This window comes from Streptomyces venezuelae (genome assembly GCF_008642275.1).
Lineage (GTDB): Bacteria > Actinomycetota > Actinomycetes > Streptomycetales > Streptomycetaceae > Streptomyces > Streptomyces venezuelae_E.
Genome location: NZ_CP029189.1, coordinates 53,755 through 71,811, shown reverse-complemented (window position 1 = coordinate 71,811; position 18,057 = coordinate 53,755). Strand labels below are relative to the sequence as shown.

Annotated in this window: 15 protein-coding genes; 11 read left to right on the top strand and 4 right to left on the bottom strand. The window is 70.8% G+C overall.

The window, feature by feature from the left end:
- Positions 1–53: 53 nt before the first annotated feature.
- On the bottom strand, positions 54–590 hold the full coding sequence (locus DEJ51_RS00235) for a hypothetical protein (RefSeq protein ID WP_150255195.1): 537 nt from the start codon (positions 588–590) through the stop codon (positions 54–56).
- 185 nt (positions 591–775) lie between these two features.
- On the opposite strand from DEJ51_RS00235, the gene DEJ51_RS00230 reads away from it, so the two are divergent.
- Both DEJ51_RS00230 and DEJ51_RS00225 read left to right on the top strand, forming a co-directional pair.
- The gene (locus DEJ51_RS00230; protein WP_223835580.1) at positions 776–2,284 is read left to right on the top strand and encodes a hypothetical protein; all 1,509 of its coding nucleotides are present in this window, start codon (positions 776–778) and stop codon (positions 2,282–2,284) included.
- A 475-nt stretch (positions 2,285–2,759) separates the two neighbouring features.
- Positions 2,760–3,185, top strand: a complete 426-nt coding sequence (locus DEJ51_RS00225; RefSeq protein ID WP_150255192.1) for an SSI family serine proteinase inhibitor — start codon at positions 2,760–2,762, stop codon at positions 3,183–3,185.
- A gap of 205 nt (positions 3,186–3,390) precedes the next feature.
- Here the strand turns inward: DEJ51_RS00225 and DEJ51_RS00220 are convergent, their stop codons facing one another.
- Positions 3,391–3,807 (bottom strand): hypothetical protein, encoded by a 417-nt coding sequence (locus DEJ51_RS00220; protein ID WP_150255190.1) that lies wholly within the window; start codon positions 3,805–3,807, stop codon positions 3,391–3,393.
- 246 nt (positions 3,808–4,053) lie between these two features.
- Between DEJ51_RS00220 and DEJ51_RS00215 the strand changes: the two genes are divergently transcribed.
- Both DEJ51_RS00215 and DEJ51_RS00210 read left to right on the top strand, forming a co-directional pair.
- Entirely contained in the window at positions 4,054–4,503 is a 450-nt protein-coding gene (locus DEJ51_RS00215) for an acyl-CoA thioesterase (protein WP_150255189.1), read from the top strand.
- Positions 4,504–4,664: 161 nt separating this feature from the next.
- Complete coding sequence (locus DEJ51_RS00210; RefSeq protein WP_150255187.1) at positions 4,665–5,522, top strand: hypothetical protein; 858 nt, start codon at positions 4,665–4,667, stop codon at positions 5,520–5,522.
- Between the two features lie 16 nt (positions 5,523–5,538).
- Here DEJ51_RS00210 and DEJ51_RS00205 read toward each other — a convergent pair whose 3' ends face one another.
- Positions 5,539–8,214 carry an AAA family ATPase gene (locus DEJ51_RS00205; RefSeq protein WP_150255185.1) on the bottom strand — a complete coding sequence of 892 codons (2,676 nt, stop codon included), beginning with the start codon at positions 8,212–8,214 and terminating at the stop codon, positions 5,539–5,541.
- A gap of 409 nt (positions 8,215–8,623) precedes the next feature.
- On the opposite strand from DEJ51_RS00205, the gene DEJ51_RS00200 reads away from it, so the two are divergent.
- The 6 genes from DEJ51_RS00200 to DEJ51_RS00175 all read left to right on the top strand — a co-directional run bounded on the left by DEJ51_RS00200 (position 8,624) and on the right by DEJ51_RS00175 (position 16,136).
- Complete coding sequence (locus tag DEJ51_RS00200; protein WP_150255184.1) at positions 8,624–9,382, top strand: hypothetical protein; 759 nt, start codon at positions 8,624–8,626, stop codon at positions 9,380–9,382.
- Between the two features lie 110 nt (positions 9,383–9,492).
- On the top strand, positions 9,493–10,929 hold the full coding sequence (locus DEJ51_RS00195; protein ID WP_223835579.1) for a purine-cytosine permease family protein: 1,437 nt from the start codon (positions 9,493–9,495) through the stop codon (positions 10,927–10,929).
- Positions 10,930–11,048: 119 nt separating this feature from the next.
- Positions 11,049–12,098: a GRAS family protein gene (locus DEJ51_RS00190; protein WP_190620087.1), complete on the top strand. Its 1,050-nt coding sequence runs from the start codon at positions 11,049–11,051 to the stop codon at positions 12,096–12,098.
- Between the two features lie 79 nt (positions 12,099–12,177).
- Complete coding sequence (locus tag DEJ51_RS00185) at positions 12,178–12,429, top strand: hypothetical protein (protein WP_150255180.1); 252 nt, start codon at positions 12,178–12,180, stop codon at positions 12,427–12,429.
- 483 nt (positions 12,430–12,912) lie between these two features.
- Complete coding sequence (locus tag DEJ51_RS00180; RefSeq protein ID WP_190620085.1) at positions 12,913–14,133, top strand: 4-hydroxybenzoate 3-monooxygenase; 1,221 nt, start codon at positions 12,913–12,915, stop codon at positions 14,131–14,133.
- Positions 14,134–14,294: 161 nt separating this feature from the next.
- Positions 14,295–16,136, top strand: a complete 1,842-nt coding sequence (locus DEJ51_RS00175; RefSeq protein WP_150255178.1) for a methyltransferase — start codon at positions 14,295–14,297, stop codon at positions 16,134–16,136.
- Here DEJ51_RS00175 and DEJ51_RS00170 read toward each other — a convergent pair.
- Complete coding sequence (locus tag DEJ51_RS00170) at positions 16,097–16,756, bottom strand: TetR/AcrR family transcriptional regulator (RefSeq protein WP_150255177.1); 660 nt, start codon at positions 16,754–16,756, stop codon at positions 16,097–16,099. The two genes, DEJ51_RS00175 and DEJ51_RS00170, sit on opposite strands and share 40 nt — an antisense overlap.
- A 173-nt stretch (positions 16,757–16,929) precedes the next feature.
- Between DEJ51_RS00170 and DEJ51_RS00165 the strand changes: the two genes are divergently transcribed.
- Positions 16,930–18,048, top strand: a complete 1,119-nt coding sequence (locus tag DEJ51_RS00165) for a serine hydrolase domain-containing protein (RefSeq protein WP_190620084.1) — start codon at positions 16,930–16,932, stop codon at positions 18,046–18,048.
- Positions 18,049–18,057: the final 9 nt, after the last annotated feature.

Sequence of the window (18,057 nt, the reverse complement as noted above, 5' to 3'; positions counted from 1 at the left end):
CGGTGAGGGTGAGGGCGAGGGAGGGCGCCGCGCGGACGAGGAGACGCCGCGGGTCAGTCCTCGTCCGCGCGCGACAAGGCGTCGGTGACCATACGCGTGGCGAAATCCCGGTCTCCGGTGATCCGGTTGATGTGCTCCGCGAGCAGCAGGGCCGTGGCCTCCAGGGAGTTCATCTCGTCCCCGGTCCAGTCGCCGTACTGCTTGCGCCACAGGTTGGGGCTCAGCCCGGTGGCGGCCGCGACGACCAGGCCGACCATGGTGGGGATGACCTCGGGGCGCACGCTTCTGGGCATCATGCGCATCGAGGCCACGAAGCTGGGCACCACGTACTCGATGACGTCACTGCCCTGGTCCTCGTGGGCCATCCGCAGCCACTGCACGAACATGTAGATGAGCGTGCACGCACCGTCCACCAGGTCCTCGGCCTCCTCGGGGCCCAGTGACGCGGTGAACTGCTCGACCAGCTGCTGCTGTTCGGGGTCGGTCCCGGACTTGCCGGAATAGATGGCCTTCAGCCGTGAGTCGATCATCATGAGTGCCGCACCCACGTCGCCGACGGCGGCGTACTGGGAGTCACAGGGCGATGGCACAGGATTCCTCCTCGGGTGACCGTGCGCAACTCGGTGTACTCGTACAGTAGCCCCACGACGGCGGGGCGGTCAGCGGAATCCGGTGCCTCCGGGCGAGCCGGTGACACGGTCCGGCCCGGGGTGGAGAATCGGACGCACGGACGTGGGGCCGAGGGGTGGGGGGCGCTGTGGGTCGGGTACTGCGTGTGGGGATCGTGGTTCTGCCGGTGGGGTTCGTGCTGTGGTACGCCTCGTACTACACCACTGTCGTGGTCTGGGAGTTGCGCAAGCTCTTCGCCTGGTTCGCCCTGCCCCTGCTGACCGCGGCGGTCGTCGTGGTGGTCATGGTGCTGGTGGGCTGGCTGCGGCGGCGGGCGGGGCGCGGTGCGGGTGTCGGGAACGCGGCCGCCGCCCTCGGCTGCCTGGGCGCCGTCGTCGGGCTGGGCCTGACCGTCGGCTGGCTGGTGTACGGCTCGTACCTGCAGGACCGTGCGTACATGGCCACGGCGCGGGTCGTGACGGAGCCCGTGCCCGCCCTGGCGGCCCGGGTGCCGTACGTGGCAGGCAAGGCGCAGGCCGCTCCGCACCTGGGCGACGTCACCGGTGAGATCTCCGACATCACCTACCTGCCCGACTCGGACCGGTTCGCCACCCTCGTCGAGCGGCGCGGCTGGCTGGCCGGGTACGAGGTCGGCCTCGTGCAGGACGTGCCCCTCGGCGGCGAGAGCCGCAGCCAGGAGCGCTGTCCGTTCGACGTGTCGAAGGCGGACGCGAGGATCAGCGGCTGGTTCACCCACAACCTCGGGAGGAAGATCTCGGCCGAGAAGCGCTGGGTCCGGTTCGAGGCCGACGACGCCTACGTGACCTGCTCGGGCGGCGCACCGGTGGTCGTCGTACCGCTCAAGCGCCAGACCGGGTTCCTCGTGGTGACCGAGCGGCCCGCCGGAGTCGCGCTCTACGACGGGCGGACCGGAAAGCTCACGATCACCACCGACACCTCCGCCGTTCCGGGCCCGTCCTATCCGATCAGCCTGGCGGCCCGCCAGCGGGAAGGGACGGCCGCGGTGGGCGGCTTCAGCGACTGGTGGTTCGAGCGCAGCGGGTGGGACGCCTCCGAGGACGGCGCCAACGAGGGCAACGAGTCCGAGTTCACCATGCGGTACGCCGACGAGGCCGGGCACAGCGCGTACGTCACCCCGCTCACCCCGCAGGGGGAGGCCAGTTCGGTCGTGGCCGTGTCGACGGTGCCCACCCGCCACCAGGGCGGCGGGCTGGCGCCGATGACGGTCCATCGCCTCGATCCGGCGTGGTCCTCGCCGAAGGCACTCGTCGCCCTGATCAAGGCGGAGTACCGGGACGTCTGCTGCTACAACGACGACCAGGTGTTCGAGGTCGTCCCCACCGGGGGCGGAACGTGGACGGCCACCGTGGGCAGCGAGCAGAACGTCCGCTACCGCGTGGAGGGGAAGGGCCAGGTCGGCGGACGTGAGGCGACCTGCCTGAAGGCCGCCGACGGAGCGCTCATCCGGTGCGCGTACGTGGTGCCCGGATCGCCCGAGGAGCAGGAGCTCAAACGCAGGGAGCAGCAGAAACAGCAGCAGGAGGGTGCGAAGAACCCGGGGGACCCGGGCGATCTGACGGCCTATACGAACGAGCAGCTGGCCGAACTCCAGCGCCGGATGACGGAGGAGATCGGCCGTCGGCTGAAGGGGTGAAGAGGTGACCGGCCGGCCCCGATGCCGTGATGCGGTGACGTCGTGTTGCGGTCATGCCGTGATGCGGTGATGCCCCAGGCGCGCGAAGGCCGCCTCGCCCGACGGTGAGGCGGCCTTCGCGTGGGGGCGGCATGGTCCGCGGATCCTCGGAGCCGACGAGCCGGCTCCTCACCGTAGCGATCCGGTCACCCTGGCGGGCCGTCGCATGAAACGTGCGTGGCCGTCACCTGGGCCGCAGGTGCGAGAGGCCGCGTCGCAGGGGTCGGTCCGCCGCGCAGCTCCGTGGTGCGGGCCTGCGGGCACCCGGCGGGAGCTGCGCGAACACCCTTCGGATCACCGGCATGCGAACGGACTGTCCGTAAATCGACCGCCCATGTGCGGGAGGCCTTCATGCCTGGCAGGCTCAGCCCCAGTTGGGCGACACATGAAAGTTCTGGCGCGCCAAACAACCTTCGAATCGAAAGTGGGCCTTGTCATGCGTCATCGCTTCGCCACTGTTTCCGCCGCCGCTCTCCTCTGCCTCGCCGGCACCGCGGGCCTGGCGGAAGCGAGCCCCGCGAGCTCGCACGGACCCTCCGCAATGGTCTTCACCGTCACTCAGGGGGGCGACGCCACCACGGGCACGGTGTTACGGGCGGCCGTCCTCAGCTGTGCCTACACCGCCGAGGGCACGCACCCCGACCGCCGGGCCGCGTGTGACGCCCTCAACGCCGTGGACGGCGAGTTCGACCGGCTGTTGGCCACCCCGGACCGGGGCCGGGCCTGCCCCAGGCGCAAGGACCGCGTCACCATCACCGCGGACGGTGTGTGGAACGGTGACCGCATTGAATGGAAGCACACCTTCCGCAACGAGTGCGTGATGTCCGCGACTCTGAACGGCAACGCCCTCTACGCGTTCTGACGCTGCGGCCCCCCGTCGTGCCGGGGCCGGCCGCCACCGCGGGTGGTGGCCGGCCCCGCAGCGCGGGCGCGGGGGAGCCTTCGACCCCTGGCAGCCCGACGCGTCGCCGTGTGGCCGCGTCGGTGCGGCCCGCTTCGGGCAGCCGCGCCTGGACGTCCCGCCGAGCCTGCGGCGACGCCGGCGCCCGCCAGCGTCCGTTGATGCGTCAGTCCCGGGCTGCCGACAGGGCGCCCAGGGCCGCGCGGAGCGAACGTTCGTACTGCGAGCGGGAGAAGGCCAGGACGCCGAGGGCGTCGTGGTTCCAGTCCCGGGAGTTGTTGCGGAAGCCCGACCAGGTCACGGTGGTGTCCGTGACGGTGATGTGCGCCGTCAGCGCCCAGCAGTCGTCGATTCCGCACGTGCACGACAACAGCAGCATGTCGCCCGGCCCGGTGCCGTGGGGCACGCTGTCGGGTTCGGTGCCCAGCAGGTGTCCGACGGACAGCGGGGTCGGATACGTGTACGCGCCGGCGAGCAGCGGAGAGGGATCCGGTGCGAACTCCGCGGCTCGCTCCTCCTGTTCCGCGAGCGCATCGGGAAGCTCCGCCCTGCGCACCAGTTCCAGGAACGGAATCCCGTCCACCGAGAATTCCAGAACGGGGGGAGTTTCACCCCGGCCTTGCCCACCGCAGGAGTGGGGAACCGTGCGAAATTCGATCGAATGCATGCCGGTCACCATAGCCGGTTTCCGGTCCGGCGTTCGGACTTGCAACCGGTCCGTCGCGTTGAGCATCGACTACTCATGCGGACCACTCGGCAGTCGTGTTCACTGCGACCGGGCGTCGCTTCGTATAGGACGCCGACGACCGGACAGCAAGGGGAACAGGTCATGCAGGAACCGCCCGCCGAAGTGGGATGCACCCAGCGGGTCCAGATCCATCTCGACGATCTGGATTTTCTGGGAATGGTGCACAACTCACGCCATGCGCTCTTCGTCGAGCGAGCCGTCACAGCCTTTTGGCAGGAGCAGGGATGGAGTGCGGACCCCGGTCGCTCACGGTATCGGGACACCCATCTCGTCGTGCGTGAATTCCTCGTCACGTACGAGGAACCGATTCGGGGCACGGGGGACGTGGGCGTGTGGTTCCGGATATCCCGGCTCGGCCGTACGAGCGTGACGTACGAGTTCCAGGTGCGGTCCGCGGAGGGCCGCCGTGTTCATGCCCACGGCCATCGGGTGCAGGTCCGGATCGACCCGGAAACGCTGCAGCCCCTCGCCTTCAGCGACGAGCTGCGGAACACCGCGCGCCGGCTCATGGCGGCGTCGGCCGGGCGGTGAGGCGGCTCACCGGGGAGAACACCGCCGGGTGGATCCAGCTGAGTAGGCGTTGCTCACGACACCCGGCCGCATACGCACAAGACTTTGAACCAGCACCTGGCGTCTCACCTCGTCCCACCGCGCCAGGGATTTCAGAACGACCCAAGGAGTGCGTTTCCGTCATGCTGAAGAGAAAGTCTTCTGTTGCGGTTCTGGCAGCGGCAGCCCTCTTGGGAGAGATGTTCTCCGCGTATTCGATGTTCTCCCTCATGAACAGCCCTTCGGTGGCCCTTTCGATGTGGCCCGTCGTCTGGACGGCCGCAGTCTTCACCCTGAGCCTGCTCGTATCGATCGTTCTCGCCGTGCGCGGGATCACCGTGATGGGCTCTGCGTCCGTCGCCGCGGCAGGGCTGGGATTCCTGGCGTCAGGGATCACGGGCGGCGAAACGACCCAAGTGCTCATGGGGTTGGTATGCATCGTCGCAGGGCTGTCGTTCACGTTCGTCCTCGCCAGGTTCTCCATTTCCTCCCTGTTCGGGCAGTTGGCGCTGCATGCCGTCGCCGGCGGGGAGCCGAGAGAGCGCCGGACCAGGCTGTGCCGCATCACCGATCTCGATCAACGCCTCCTTCCCCTGCTGGAGGACACGGTGCACGCGTACTCGCTGGGGGACCTGCGCGCAGCGACCAAGCTGTGCTGCGAAACGCGGTATGCGGACGAGGGCGTGCTCCCGCGCGGTAGTTCGTTCGCCGGACCGCCTCCCGTGGTCGAGGCGTGCGTTCTCACCGAGAACCTGGTCATCGTCCTGATAGTGCACACCGAAGGGCGCGGGGTCGCCCTCGTGGGGAGGCTGCAGCAGACGATGGTGACGGAGCCGTCCCGCCCGGAGGACGGTACGGGAGCGCGCGAGGTCTACGTGAGGTCGGCGTGGCTGGATTCCATCGAGTCGTCGAGCTACCCCTTCCCCCTCGACGACAGCGCGGTCGGCCGGGAATTCGTGCAGGTGTTCCGTGGCATGCTCACCGCGACCCGGCACGCCTGACGCACCCGCGCGGGGGTCAGGGCAGCAGTCGGTCGGCCAGCTCCCCCCGCGTGGTGATGCCGAGCTTGTTGTAGACGCGCTGCAGGTGGTTGTCGACCGTGCGCACCGAAATGGTGAGCGCGGCGGCGATGTCCTTGCTGAGCATGCCCCGGGAGGCGAGCAGCCCGATCTCGCGCTCTCTCCCGGTGAGCTGTACGACAGCCTCACAGACCACGAGAGCCGGGGTCCTCGCCCCCTCGCAGCGTTCGGCGAGATCCTCGGCGCGGACGGCGGCGGCGCTGGCCCGACGGGTCTGCCCCGCCGCTCTCAGGAGGGAAGCGGCGGTGCTCGCCGCCTCAGCCGCCAGCAGGTCCGCCCCCATGGCCTCCAGTGCGTCCGAGGCGGCGAGCAGCCCCTCGGGGTCGCGCGTGGACCACGCGACAGCCAGATCCGCGCGGGACCGGTGGAAGGGGCCGGTGCACTCCCGCGCGATCTCGGTCAGCCGCTTGGCGGCCGCCCTGGCCACGCCGGCTTCCCCGGCTTCTCCGGGCTTCCCGAGCCGGACGAGATCGGTCAGCAGGATCGCTTCGGACGCGGTCTCCCCGCGCTCGTACGCCTCCCCGGCGGCCGCCGTCAGAACCGCTCGCGCGCGGGTCAGCTCACCGCGGGCGACGTACAGCCAGGCTTCGCCGAGCCGCTCCTCGGGGAAGTACCCCGCGGCGGGCAGCCTGTCGCGTTCGGCCAGGGCCGTTTCCGCCGCTTCGCAGTCTCCCTGCAGGGCGGCGGCGGCCGCCACACCCGCCAGCGCCATCGACAGCACGACCGGAGTGTGCGGGCGGGACGCCCGGGCCACCTCCGCGAACCAGCGCCGCGCCCGGGCGGGGTGTCCGGCATACCATGCGCCACGAGCCAGATAGAAGGCCAGCAGCCGACGGTCTGCGCTCGCACTCGCGTCCGTGACGTCCCCGAACGCCCGCGCGCCCACCTCCTGGGCCTCGGCGAGGCGACCGCTCTCCGCCAGGGCCAGGACGAGAACCGCCCAGTGGCTCACCTCGTGCGTGGCCGGTGAGTCGGGTTCGCCGGCAGCCGAGCCGAAGGCCATGGCGCGGCGGATCCAGCCCTCGGCCTCCTCGCCGCGACCCGTGACCGAGAGGGCGGTGGACCTGGTCAAGGCGGCCCACAGCCATGCCTGGGCATCCGGTGCGTGCGTGCCCTCCGGTTCGAGGTCCGCGGTCAGGGCGAGGCTGCGCCTGACGTTGCCGACGGTGAGCGCCGTGGCGGCCTCGTTGAGCAGCAGGGCCCGGCGGCCGAGCGGACTGGTGACGCGGTCACGGGCGGCCCCGATGACGTCGAGGACCTCTGCGTAGGGTGTGCCCAGCCCCCACAGGAGGTTCTGTGTCCGGACCGGCAGCGCGGACAGGACTTCCTCCTCGGTCGAGGCCATGGCGTCGGCCTGGGACAGCACGTGATCGGCCTGCTGGTAGTCACCGGCCTCGTACAGCGTCTTGCCCAGCAGCAACTGGACCTGGAAGCTCTGGTGCTGCTGCGGTATCGCCCGCAGGAGACCGAGCGCACGGGGGTACTCGCGGGCGTGAGCGGCCAGGACCGCCGCGCGGACGAGCAGAGCCGGGTTGGCGGTGCCCGTGGCCGCGAGCTTGTAGGTGGCGAGGTGGACCGCGTCTTCCCTGCGACGGGCCCCGCTCTGCTTCAGCAGGTGGACCTGCCGGAGCAAGGTGTCCCTGCGGCACTGGGCGGTCATGTCCGCGCGCAGCACCTCGCCGTAGAGGGGGTGGGCGAGCCGGACCGCTGAGCGCCGTTCCTCCTGGACGACGACGATCAGTCCCAACTGCTCCAATGCGCCCAGCACGTGCGGTTCGGCTTCCTTTTCCAGGTGGCCGAGGGACAGCGGCTCGCACAGGGACAGCACGTTCAGCACCTGGCGGCCGGCGGGTGGGGCGACGGAGAGCCGGGACCCGATCAGATCGGTCAGGCGCCGGGTACCCGGCAGGCGGTCCGCGGTCATGTCCCAGATCTCGCCGTCACACGTCAGCACTCCCGCCGCCACCGCCCCCACCACCAACTCCCGCAGGTAGAGGGGATTGCCGCCACTGCTGGTCAGCAGGTGGTTGACCGCGCTCCTCCCGACAGGCCCCTCCAGGACCCGCTCCAGCACGGTCACGACCTGCTCACGGGTGAATCCGGCGAGGTCCACCTGCCGCACGGCGTCGCCGTGCCCGAGCGCGGCCACCGCCAGCGCCTGGCCTTCACCCGACCGAACCGTTCCCACCAGGAAGACCACCCCGGCGTCCATCAACTGCCGCAACAGCATCGCCGAAGTCGCGTCGAGCAGGTGGACGTCATCGACCAGGATCACCGTGCGGGGCCTCGCCGTGCCCGGCTGTGACAGCAGCCGGGCCACGTGGGCGAATCCCGAGACCGGGTCGGACAGATCGACGCCGTCGGGCAGCAGGTGGGCGATGGCCCCCAGGGGAACCGAGGCCGCCGCCGCGGTGGCGACCGCCCTGCCGACCCGGTGCCCGAGCACGGCCGCACGGTCCAGACACTCCTCGGCCAGCCGGGACTTGCCCACTCCGGCCGGCCCGAATACCAGGAACCCGGCGCTGCGGGTTTCCGACAGGACCTCGTCGAAATCCTTCAGCTCGCCCTCGCGGCCGACAAGCGGCCAACGCCGCAGCACGCCGTCTCGCTTCATTCCTCTGCCCCCGTCGGTCGACCCTGCCCGCCCGCCCTGGCCCGCGACTTTCTCGTGCGGCAGTCCTCGTGCGGCAGTTCTCGTTTTCACGTAGCCGAAGAACAGGACCGGAGGAGAAGTCGACACAACAGGCTGAATGAACACGCTGCGCCACACCTGGATTGCGGAGTGCATGCAAGGCCGGGCGGCGGCCCGCTGCGGGCGTAGGTGATGAGCGCGGGATGACCTGCCGTCAGTCAGGTGACGGGCACTGGGTTGTGGCGTCGGCAGAGCGGACGGCACATCCACGGCTCGGGTGGATCATATCCGAAGGGGAGTGGGACCGGTTCTCCACCCCCGCCGAGCCTTCGGGGCGCGCACGGTGGCGTCTGCGCGCCGAAAGGACCACAGGAAACAGGGAGAACGAAGCATGGCATTCGGCATCAAATTCCAGATGCAACTCACCTTTGCCTCCGCTGAGGAATTCGAGGCGTGGCGCCGGCAGATCCTCATCGAGCAGCGGACACGACTGGAAACCCTTCCCCGGTTCTCGGAAAGGTTCGATCCGTTCGACGAGGACCTGCTGACGGATCTCGTCATCGAGGATGCCTCGACCCTGGAAGAAGCACTGGGCGAACTCCGGAGTGCCGGCCACGAGATCACGGAGGAAGACATCGCGGAGTGGATGCCTGCGGTGGGTGACGAGGGACATCCGGGCATCTACCTCAGGGAGACCCGAAAGCTGAGGCGGGACTCCCGCGTCGAGGCCCTGCTGGATCACCTGCGCGTCAACCCGGCCCCGAGCCTGCTGCAGGTTCACTCCATGTCGTTGCACCATCACGGCGATATCGTGATCAGCGGGGCCTTCCGCGACTACGACACCTACGGCGAGTACCGCCTTCCCCTGATTCTTGCGGCGACTGCCGCCAAGGAGTCCGGCGGTGCGGGCCATGTGTCGTTCCACGGGATCGATGACATGGAGCCAGTGGCGCTGTTCGTGGATTTCCACCGGGAAGCCGTCGAGATCAGCGAACCAGACATCCAGGATGCGGCCGCTTGGAACATCGCCGGGCGTTTCGCCGAACGGGCCGCCGTCGGCTGTCCGTCGCACACCCGCAGTGCTCGTCCTCCGGCACAGGGGACCCAGGAGCCGGGGCCCGTGGACCACGGGCGCACAGGGGTTGAGTAGTGCTTGCTCATGTGCCGGGGAACCGGTGCCCGGTTTGCTTCTCGGAGGCAGCCGGCCACGCGGTCGTGGAGCGGCCGCCCTTTCCGGCTCTGAGCGCAAAGGACCCCCCTGTGCACGACCTGCAAGCCCCGCGCCGCGGTCTCCCCCTGCTGACCGCCCCCGAGGCGCGGTCCATCGACCACATCCCCGTGGACGAGCGCCACGGCAAGCTCTGGCACCAGGGCCCGTTCTGGTTCTCCGGCAATTTCGTCCTGACCACGCTCGTCATCGGATTCATCGGCCCCTCGATCGGCCTCGGCCTGGGCCGGTCGGTGGCGGCCGTGGTCCTCGGTGCCTGCTTCGGCACGTTCTTCATGGCCGTCCACGCCAACCAGGGTCCCCGTATGGGCCTGCCTCAGATGATCCAGTCCAGGGCCCAGTTCGGGGTCCGGGGAGCCGTCGTACCGTTCACGGCCGTCATCTTCGTCTACGTGGGCTTCAACGTCTTCAACACCGTGCTCGCCGCCCAAGGACTGTCCCGGATCGTCGGGGGCGGCCCCTGGCTCTGGTACCCCGTCCTGGCCGCCGTGTCGGTGGTGCTGGCCCTGGTGGGTCATGACCTGATCCACCTCGTGCAACGCGTCCTGACCGGGATCCTCGTCCTCGTGTTCGGGGTGCTCACCGCCGGAGTCGTCGTCCAGTGGTGGGATGCGCCGGCCGTCGCCCCCGCGACCGGCAGCCCGTGGACCTCGTTCCTGACGGTCTTCGCGGCTGCGGCCGGCTACCAGATCAGCTACGCCGTCTACGTATCGGACTACTCCCGGTACCTGCCCGCGGACGCGGACGCCCGCTCGGTCATCTGGTGGACCTACGCCGGCGCGGCCGGCTCGGCGGTGTGGCTGATGTCGCTGGGCGCCTTCATAGGCAACCGCATGTCCGCCGACGATGTCGTCAGCGGCCTGCTCCGGACCGGTGACGGCATCGTTTCGGGCTTCGGCCCCCTCGTCGTCCTGGTATCGGCTCTGGCCCTGATCAGCGTCATGGGCGTCAACACCTACGGCGCGATGCTGACCGTGGTGAGCGCGGTGGACGCCTTCCGGCGCGAGCGCCCGACGCGCCGTCTGCGGACCGCCGTCGTCCTGTCCGTCGGCGCCGTGGTCCTCGCGGTGGCCCTGTCCCTGCCCGAGGACTACGTGGCCGGCTTCAGCAGCTTCGTCCTGCTGATGCTCTACTTCCTGGTCCCGTGGACCGCGGTCAACCTCGTCGACTACTACGCCATCCGCAAGGGTCACTACGTGATCCGTGACATCTTCGACGACCAGGGCGTCTACGGACGCTGGTCCTGGCGCGGCCTCGTCTCGTACGTCACGGGCCTCGTCGCCATGGTCCCGTTCATCTCGACCACCTTCTTCCGCGGGCCGGCCGCGGAAGCCATGGACGGCGCCGACGTCTCGTTCGTCGTGGGACTGCTGGTGAGCGGCATCCTCTACGCGGTGCTGGCGGGAAAGCGCGATGCCACTGCGCCTCTTCCCGAAGGCCGTCCGCTGAAGTCCGTACGGTCCCTGTGAGCCGCCCGAGGCCCGGCAGGAAGGAATCGGCCATGTCCTTCGCGCTGGAAGTGATGCCGGTGGTCCTGAGGTCTCCTCGTGCGTGCGACATCGATCAACACAGGATGTGGTGTAAAGACATGAGTGACGTGTATTCACTTCTCCAGAAGGCGGCAATCGCCGCCGAGACCGGCGAACTCCGTTCACTGGCCGCGCACTTGGAGGAAGCGAGCAGGTTCTCCGAGGGCGGCCCGGGCCTGGCCGACTGCTTCCTCGCCGGTCTGGCCACCCGCCTCGGCCGGGACCGGCCCGCCAATCTCTATCTGCGGACGGAGGGCATGGCCCAGATCGACCTGTTCTACCTGCTGCATCAGCACCTGCCCTTCCTGCGGGCGGGGAAGCTCGCCAACGACGCCCTCCTCGAATACTGCGCGGACCAGCAGACGGCCACCGTGCTCGCACTCGGGATCGGTCAGGGCCGTCAGGAGGTGGACCTGGTGGCCCGCGCGGGGCTGGAGCGCGTGACCGTCGTAGGTGTCGACGTCGCCGCAGGGAGCCTCGATGCGGCCGGCCGGGCCATGAGCGGGCCGGAAGTACCCGCAGGGACCCGGGTCGACTTCCGTCCGGTCCTCGCCGCGAGCGAGGACGTGGGCGAAAGCGTGTGGGCGATGATCGAGCGGTTGCCCCGTCCCCTGCTCGTCACGGCCTCCTTCGCCCTCCACCACATGCTGGACCGGGAGGGTGAACCGGACGCGCGCGCCGCACTTCTGCGCAGACTGCGCGCGCTGGAGCCGGCCGCGCTGGCACTGTGCGAACCCGACAGCGATCACCACCTCGTCCCGTTGCGGGTCAGGCTGGCCAACGCCTGGCACCACTACGGCACGGTCTTCGCCGCGATCGACGCCACCGGCGCCAGCGACGGGGAGAAGCGCGAGATGAAGCGGTTCTTCGGCCGGGAGATCGTGGACGTCGTGGGTGCCACCCGCGAGACCGCGCGTTACGAACGGCACGAGCCGACGCGCACATGGCTCGACCGTCTGACCGCCTGTGGTTTCGTCCCCGTGGCCCTGCCCCAGCCCGCCGGTGAGCAGCTGCCCGGCTTCACGGCCACCGCCCGTCCCACCCACCTCGAACTGGCCTACCGGCGTACCTCCGTCGCCGCCGTGATCGTGGCCGAACCCGCGCGCTGACCAGCAGCTGGGAAGGGGCCGTCCGTCCCCGCAGGGAACACCAGCCCGACGCGCCCCACAGAGTGAACCGGATCGTTCAGTGAACAACTTTCATGGATTCCTGACCAGGGATCAAATCGAAGAGGCGATCGCCGTTGGCGGAGTGGAATACGCGGCGCAGCTCGTGAGCGACTACGTGACGGCCATCGGGATCTTCACGCGGGAGGCCGAGGGCGATGTCGCCAGGCTGGAGGCGCTGCGGAACCGACTGCTCGGGCTGAGAACCGAGGCGCAGCGGGAGTCGTCGCCGGCCCGGCCCGATGAGCCGCGGTCGAAGCCGCGCACCGGATGAGGACCGGTTCCGCAAGCGCCCGGCCGGCCGTCCGCCGGTGCGGTGGGAGGCGTACTCCCAGGCGCGCGCGGTGACGATGCGGGCGGGGACGGCACGGAGGCCGGCGCGACCGGGCTCCGCCCCGCACCCGCCGACACCCCCGGAGCTCCCGACTCCGTCGGCCCGGACGGTCCCACGGCGGCCGGGGGTGCGCCCCCCCGCGCCGGGGGAGCCCCGGCGGCGCGGCGACTGCCGGACGACGGCTCCTCGAAGTGCCCGCACTCCACGACCCCGACGGCCTGGTGTGCGCCGGTGCACGGTAGGAACGTGCGGGAGAGCGCGTCCGCCTCCGCGCGCCCGGAGCGCACCACCGGCCGACTGTCGAAACGCGTTCCGGCCCCGCTGCCACCGGACGGCAACACCCGGGGCGATTGTCACTCTATTCCCGCCTAGGGATGATTCACGTAGGTGTGTGGATCTTCGCGTGCTTATGCTTCACCCGCTATGACGGAAAGTCAGACCTCCCGCACGTTACGGGAATCAGCCGATGTGGTCGTCCTCGGTGCCGGACCCGCCGGGCTCGTTCTCGGAGTCCTGCTGCACACCGCCGGGATCGACTGCGTCATCCTGGAGCGTGCTTCCCGTACCCATGTCCAGACCCGGGCCCGCGCCGGGTTCCTCGCCCCGAACACCGTACGGATCCTGGACCGCCACGGCCTCGCCGACGGCCTGCACCGACACGGCCACCGCCACGGCACGTGCGAGTTCCGCACGGAGGACGGCCGGTTCCGCCTCGACTACGGAGCTCTCGGCCAGGGCGGGCAGCATCACGTCTACCCGCAGCAGAACCTGGTCACGGACCTCCTGAACCACTACCTCGGCCTCGGCGGACGCATTCGCTTCCGCACCGAGGCGCTCGGCGTGCGTGACACCGACGGCAGCCGGCCGGCCGTCACGACGCGCGAGCCCGACGGCAGCCCCGGCCGGTGGACCGCCCGGTACGTCGCCGGCTGCGACGGCCGGTACGGGGCGGCCCGCCGCTCACTGCCACCGGACGCCGTCCGCCACCACCGGTACGACCACGGGGTGACCTGGCTCGGCCTGCTCGCCGAGACCCCCGCGAGCCTCGACGCCGTCGGCTACGCCATCCACGGCCACGGCTTCGCCGGGCACATGGCCCGCACCTCGGAAGTCACCCGCTACTACCTCCAGTGGCAGCGCGGCGCGTCTGCCGACGCCTGGTCCGAGCAGCGGATCTGGGACGAGCTCGACGTCCGGATGCGCGCGGCGGACCACGGCCCGCTGCGGCGGGGACGCCTCCTGGAACGCGGGGTCTTCGACCTCACCTGCGACGTCGTCGAACCGCTGCGGCACGGCCCGCTCTTCCTGGCCGGGGATGCGGCGAGCCTGCTCGCCCCGGCCGCGGCGAAGGGCGCCAACCTCGCGGTCCTGGAGGCCGAGATCCTGGCCGAGGCCCTCGCGGACGCCCTCACCCGGGGCGACACCGCAGGGCTCGACAGCTACTCGGACCGGTGTCTGGCGCACATCTGGCGGGCGCAGGAGTTCACCGGGTGGATGACCCGGCTCCTGCACGCGCCGCCCCCCGACCGGGACCAGGGCGGCGGATCGTTCTTCCACGCCGCCCTGCAGCGTTCCCGGCTCGCCTCGCTGCGCACCTCGCGCGTCCACCAGGACTGGTTCGCCGAGAACTACGTCGGGGTGTGACCGCCGAGGCAGCCCGCGCGCGTACCGCCCCCTGCACCACCTCCCGCACCACCCCTGTACCCGCTCACGCCGTACGCCCTTCCCGTACCGCGCCCCGCCCCCGCCGCGACCGCTTCGCCCTGCCCTGACCAGCCCCGTACCGGCCCGAGGACACCTCCACGATGACGACCACCCTCCCCGACGAAACGTTGCTCCTGGACGACACCGCCTGCCTGAGCGCGGCGGCCCGGTTCGTCCGCGAGCACGACAGCGCCGCCCTCCTGCCCCTCCTCCTGCCCGGCCTGGGTGGCCCGGACCTGCAGGCGCTGGCCGGGCACTGCCGGTTCGCGCACGCCGGGCTGCTGCTCTTCCCGCCGGACGCGGACGGGCTGCGGACCCAACTCGCCGACTGCGGACTGGCGGTGGACACCCCCTCCCACCCCAGCGTGGTGGTCCGCGAACGCCTCGCCCGGCGCCACCGGCGCGACCCGGCCGAGCTCGACGTGCGGATCCTGCGCCCGCAGGTGCTCGCCTCCACCGGCGAACGGCGTGCGGTCGAGGTGTTCGCCCTGATGGTGCCCCCGCAGTCCGACCTGGAACCCATCGCCGCCCACGAACGCACCCGCCAACACGAGGCGCACCTCGCCTTCGAGGCCGAGCACCCCGATCCACTGGCCCTGCGCGGCCTGTGCTCGATCCTCGCCCGCCACGGCGCACGGCCCGACGGCGGTGGCTACAACCCGCACGAGGACGGCACGGTCCTCTACTTCACCCTCCCCGACTCGGCCTGCGCGTACCAGCGCCTGGAGCTCTACGCACGGGGCGACCACCGGGGCACGCTCGCCGCCCACCTGGACCGGCCCGGCCAGGACGCGGGGCAGCCCGCCGAAACCCTCCTCCATCTCCTCACCGGCGCGTGGACGACACAGGCGCTCGCCACGTTCGCCCGGCTCGGCCTGCCCGACGTCATGGACACCCGCACCGCCCGCCGCGCCGAAGACCTCGCCCGGCCGACCGGCAGCCACCCCCGCAGTCTCGCCGTACTCCTGCGCTACCTCACGATGCTCGGCGCCGTCACCCAGGACCCCGGCCAGGAGAAGGCGAAGGAGAGGCAGGAGGAGAGGGAGGAGGGGCAGGAGGAGGGGGGCTTCCGTCTGACCGAACTCGGCGCCCTGCTCCGCGCGGACACGCCCGGGTCGATGCGGTCGCTGGCCCTGATGTACGGAGGCCCGTTCTACCGGTCCTTCGGGGGACTCGACCACGCCGTGCGGACCGGGCAGCCGGCCTTCGACCACCTCTTCGGCGAGAACCACTTCGACCACTTCGCCCGTGACCCCGAACTCGCGGCCCTCTTCGACCGGTCCATGGCCGCCAGTTCACGGATGTTCCAGCCGCTGCCCGCCCACCCGGTCCTCACCGCCGCGGCCCAGGCCCCCGCTGCCGCGACCGTCGTCGACGTCGCCGGCGGGAACGGCGAGCTCCTCGGCCGGATCCTCACCGCGCACCCCCGTCTGCGCGGTGTCCTCCTCGAACGGCCGCACGCCGTCGAGGCCGCGCGCCGACGGCTCGACGCCGCGGGCTGCGGAGCGCGCTGCGACTACCGCGCGGGCGACTTCGCCGACGTGCCGGCCGGCGGTGACGTCTACGTCCTCTCCCGTGTCCTGCACGACTGGGACGACGACCGCTGCCGCGAGATCCTGCGCCACTGCGTCCGTGCGATGCCCGCCCACGCGGACCTGCTCGTCGTGGAACGTCTTCTGCCCGCCGACGGTTCTCCCTCGCTGGCCACCGCCTGGGACCTGCACATGCTGTGCAACGTCGGAGGCCGCGAACGCCGCGCCGACCACTACGCACGCCTGCTCGCCGACGCGGGGCTCCGGCTCGTCGGCCACCGGCCCCTGCCGCTGGACGCGCACGTGCTGCACGCCCGCCGGGCCGGCGCACCGGACCCGGCCACCCCCCGGAACAGCCCCGAGCCGGCCGGTCAGCCCCGTGGGGCCGCGGCCTCGATGGCGCTGAGCTGAGCGGCGAGGATCTCCTCGAACGCGGCGCGGCGGTCCGCCCCGAGGGGGCGGACGTCGCGCGCGAAGTGGGCCAGCGCCGGGAAGCGTTCGGGGTCGGCTCCCAGAACCGCCACGCGGAACAGTTCCAGGCCCTGTTCGTGCTCCTCGGGGGTGACGGTGCTGACGCCGGCCTCGGAGGCGATCAACGCGGCGATCAGGACCGCGATCCGGTGGTAGCGCGCGGGGATCTCCTCGTCCGGCAGCCCCGATGCGCGCAGGGCCTGCAGCATCTCCTCCATGACCAGCCGGGAGCCGGTGCCGCTCGACGCGTAGCGTCCCCAGACCGTGGCGAGCTGAGGCTGGCGTCCGAAGGCATCCCGCACGTGCAGCGCGAGGGAGGTGATGCGCTGCTTCCAGTCGCCCTCGGGGCGGTGGTCGTGCATCGCTGCGAGAAGGATCCGGTCGGCGACCGCGCGCAGCAGTTCGGTCTTGCTGCGGAAGTGCCGGTAGAGGCTGGAGGAATCGGTCCCGAGGGCCGCAGCCAGCTTGCGCACACTGAACGAATCCGCGTCGCCCGTACGCAGCAGTTCCGCCGCCGCGTCCAGGATCTCCTCGGTTGACCAGCGCTTTCGGCCCGTCATCGTGCTCCTCTCACCGGATCACACCCTAACCCATGCACTTGGTGTTGCACGCACTGCGTGCATAATGGGTTCATGAGCATGCCGGGCGGGCCGGCCTGCCACTCGTGCCCTGTTGCCCGAGGCCGGCGACCGACACGGAGCCGACCCCGGGGAAACACGAAAGGACGCATGACGTGAAGAACCCACTGGATCGCCCGGCACTGGACGCGGCCCTCGACGAGGTCCACCGCGCCGGAATGCCGGGACTGTTCGCCGAAGTACGAGACGGCGACCACGTCTGGCGCGGCGCCGCCGGCGTCGCGGACGTCGTCACCGGCCGTCCCGTCACCGCCGACATGCGCCACCGTGTCGGCAGCGTCACCAAGACCTTCACCGCCGCCGCGGTCCTGCAGCAGGTCGAGTGCGGGCGGATCGGTCTCGACACGCCGATCGGCCGGTACCTGCCGGAGCTGGTCCCGGGGGAGCGCGGTGACGCGATCACGGTCCGGATGCTGGTCAACCACACCAGCGGCCTCGCCGAGTACCTCCCGTACGCCTACCCCTCCCTCAAGGCGTACCCGGTCCTCGCGGACACCGGGCCCGAGAGCCTGGAAGACACCCGGCTCACGCGGTTCGACCCCGTCGCACTGATCGGCATGGGCGTCACGGCACCTGCCGTCGGCGCCCCGGGCGGGACCCCGGGCGTGTACTCCAACACCAACTACCTGCTCCTCGGCGAGCTCCTGGCCCGTGTGACCGGCAGTACGGCCGAGCGGTACATCACCCGGAACGTCATCGAGCGCGCCGGGCTCCGGAACACCGGATTCCCCGCCGGACCGTACGTCGACGGGCCGCACTCCCGGCTCTACGAGGCCTGGTTCGGCATGATCGACCCGCCGCGCGACCACAGCGTCCACGACATGTCATGGGTCGGGCCGGCGGCCGCGCTGATATCGACCGTCACGGACCTCAACCGCTTCTTCGGCATGCTGCTGGCCGGGAAGATCGTCGCTCCGTCGTCGCTGGCGCAGATGCAGCGCACCGTCCCGGTCGTCTCCCAGGAGGGCACGACGATCGACTACGGCCTCGGCCTGCACCCGCTCGACGCTCCCGGCCAGGAGACCTTCTGGGGCCACGGCGGCACGGTCTGGGGCGGTGGAACACTGGCCATGACCCGAGCCGACGGCAAGCGGCAGATGTCCGTCGCGGTGAACCTGCAGAGGTGGAACAGGCTCGATCCCTCCGGCAGGCCGCAGCCCCATCCCATCGACGAGGCGCTCGCGGCCCTGTACCGCGTCGCCCTCTACGGCTGACGGCCGCGG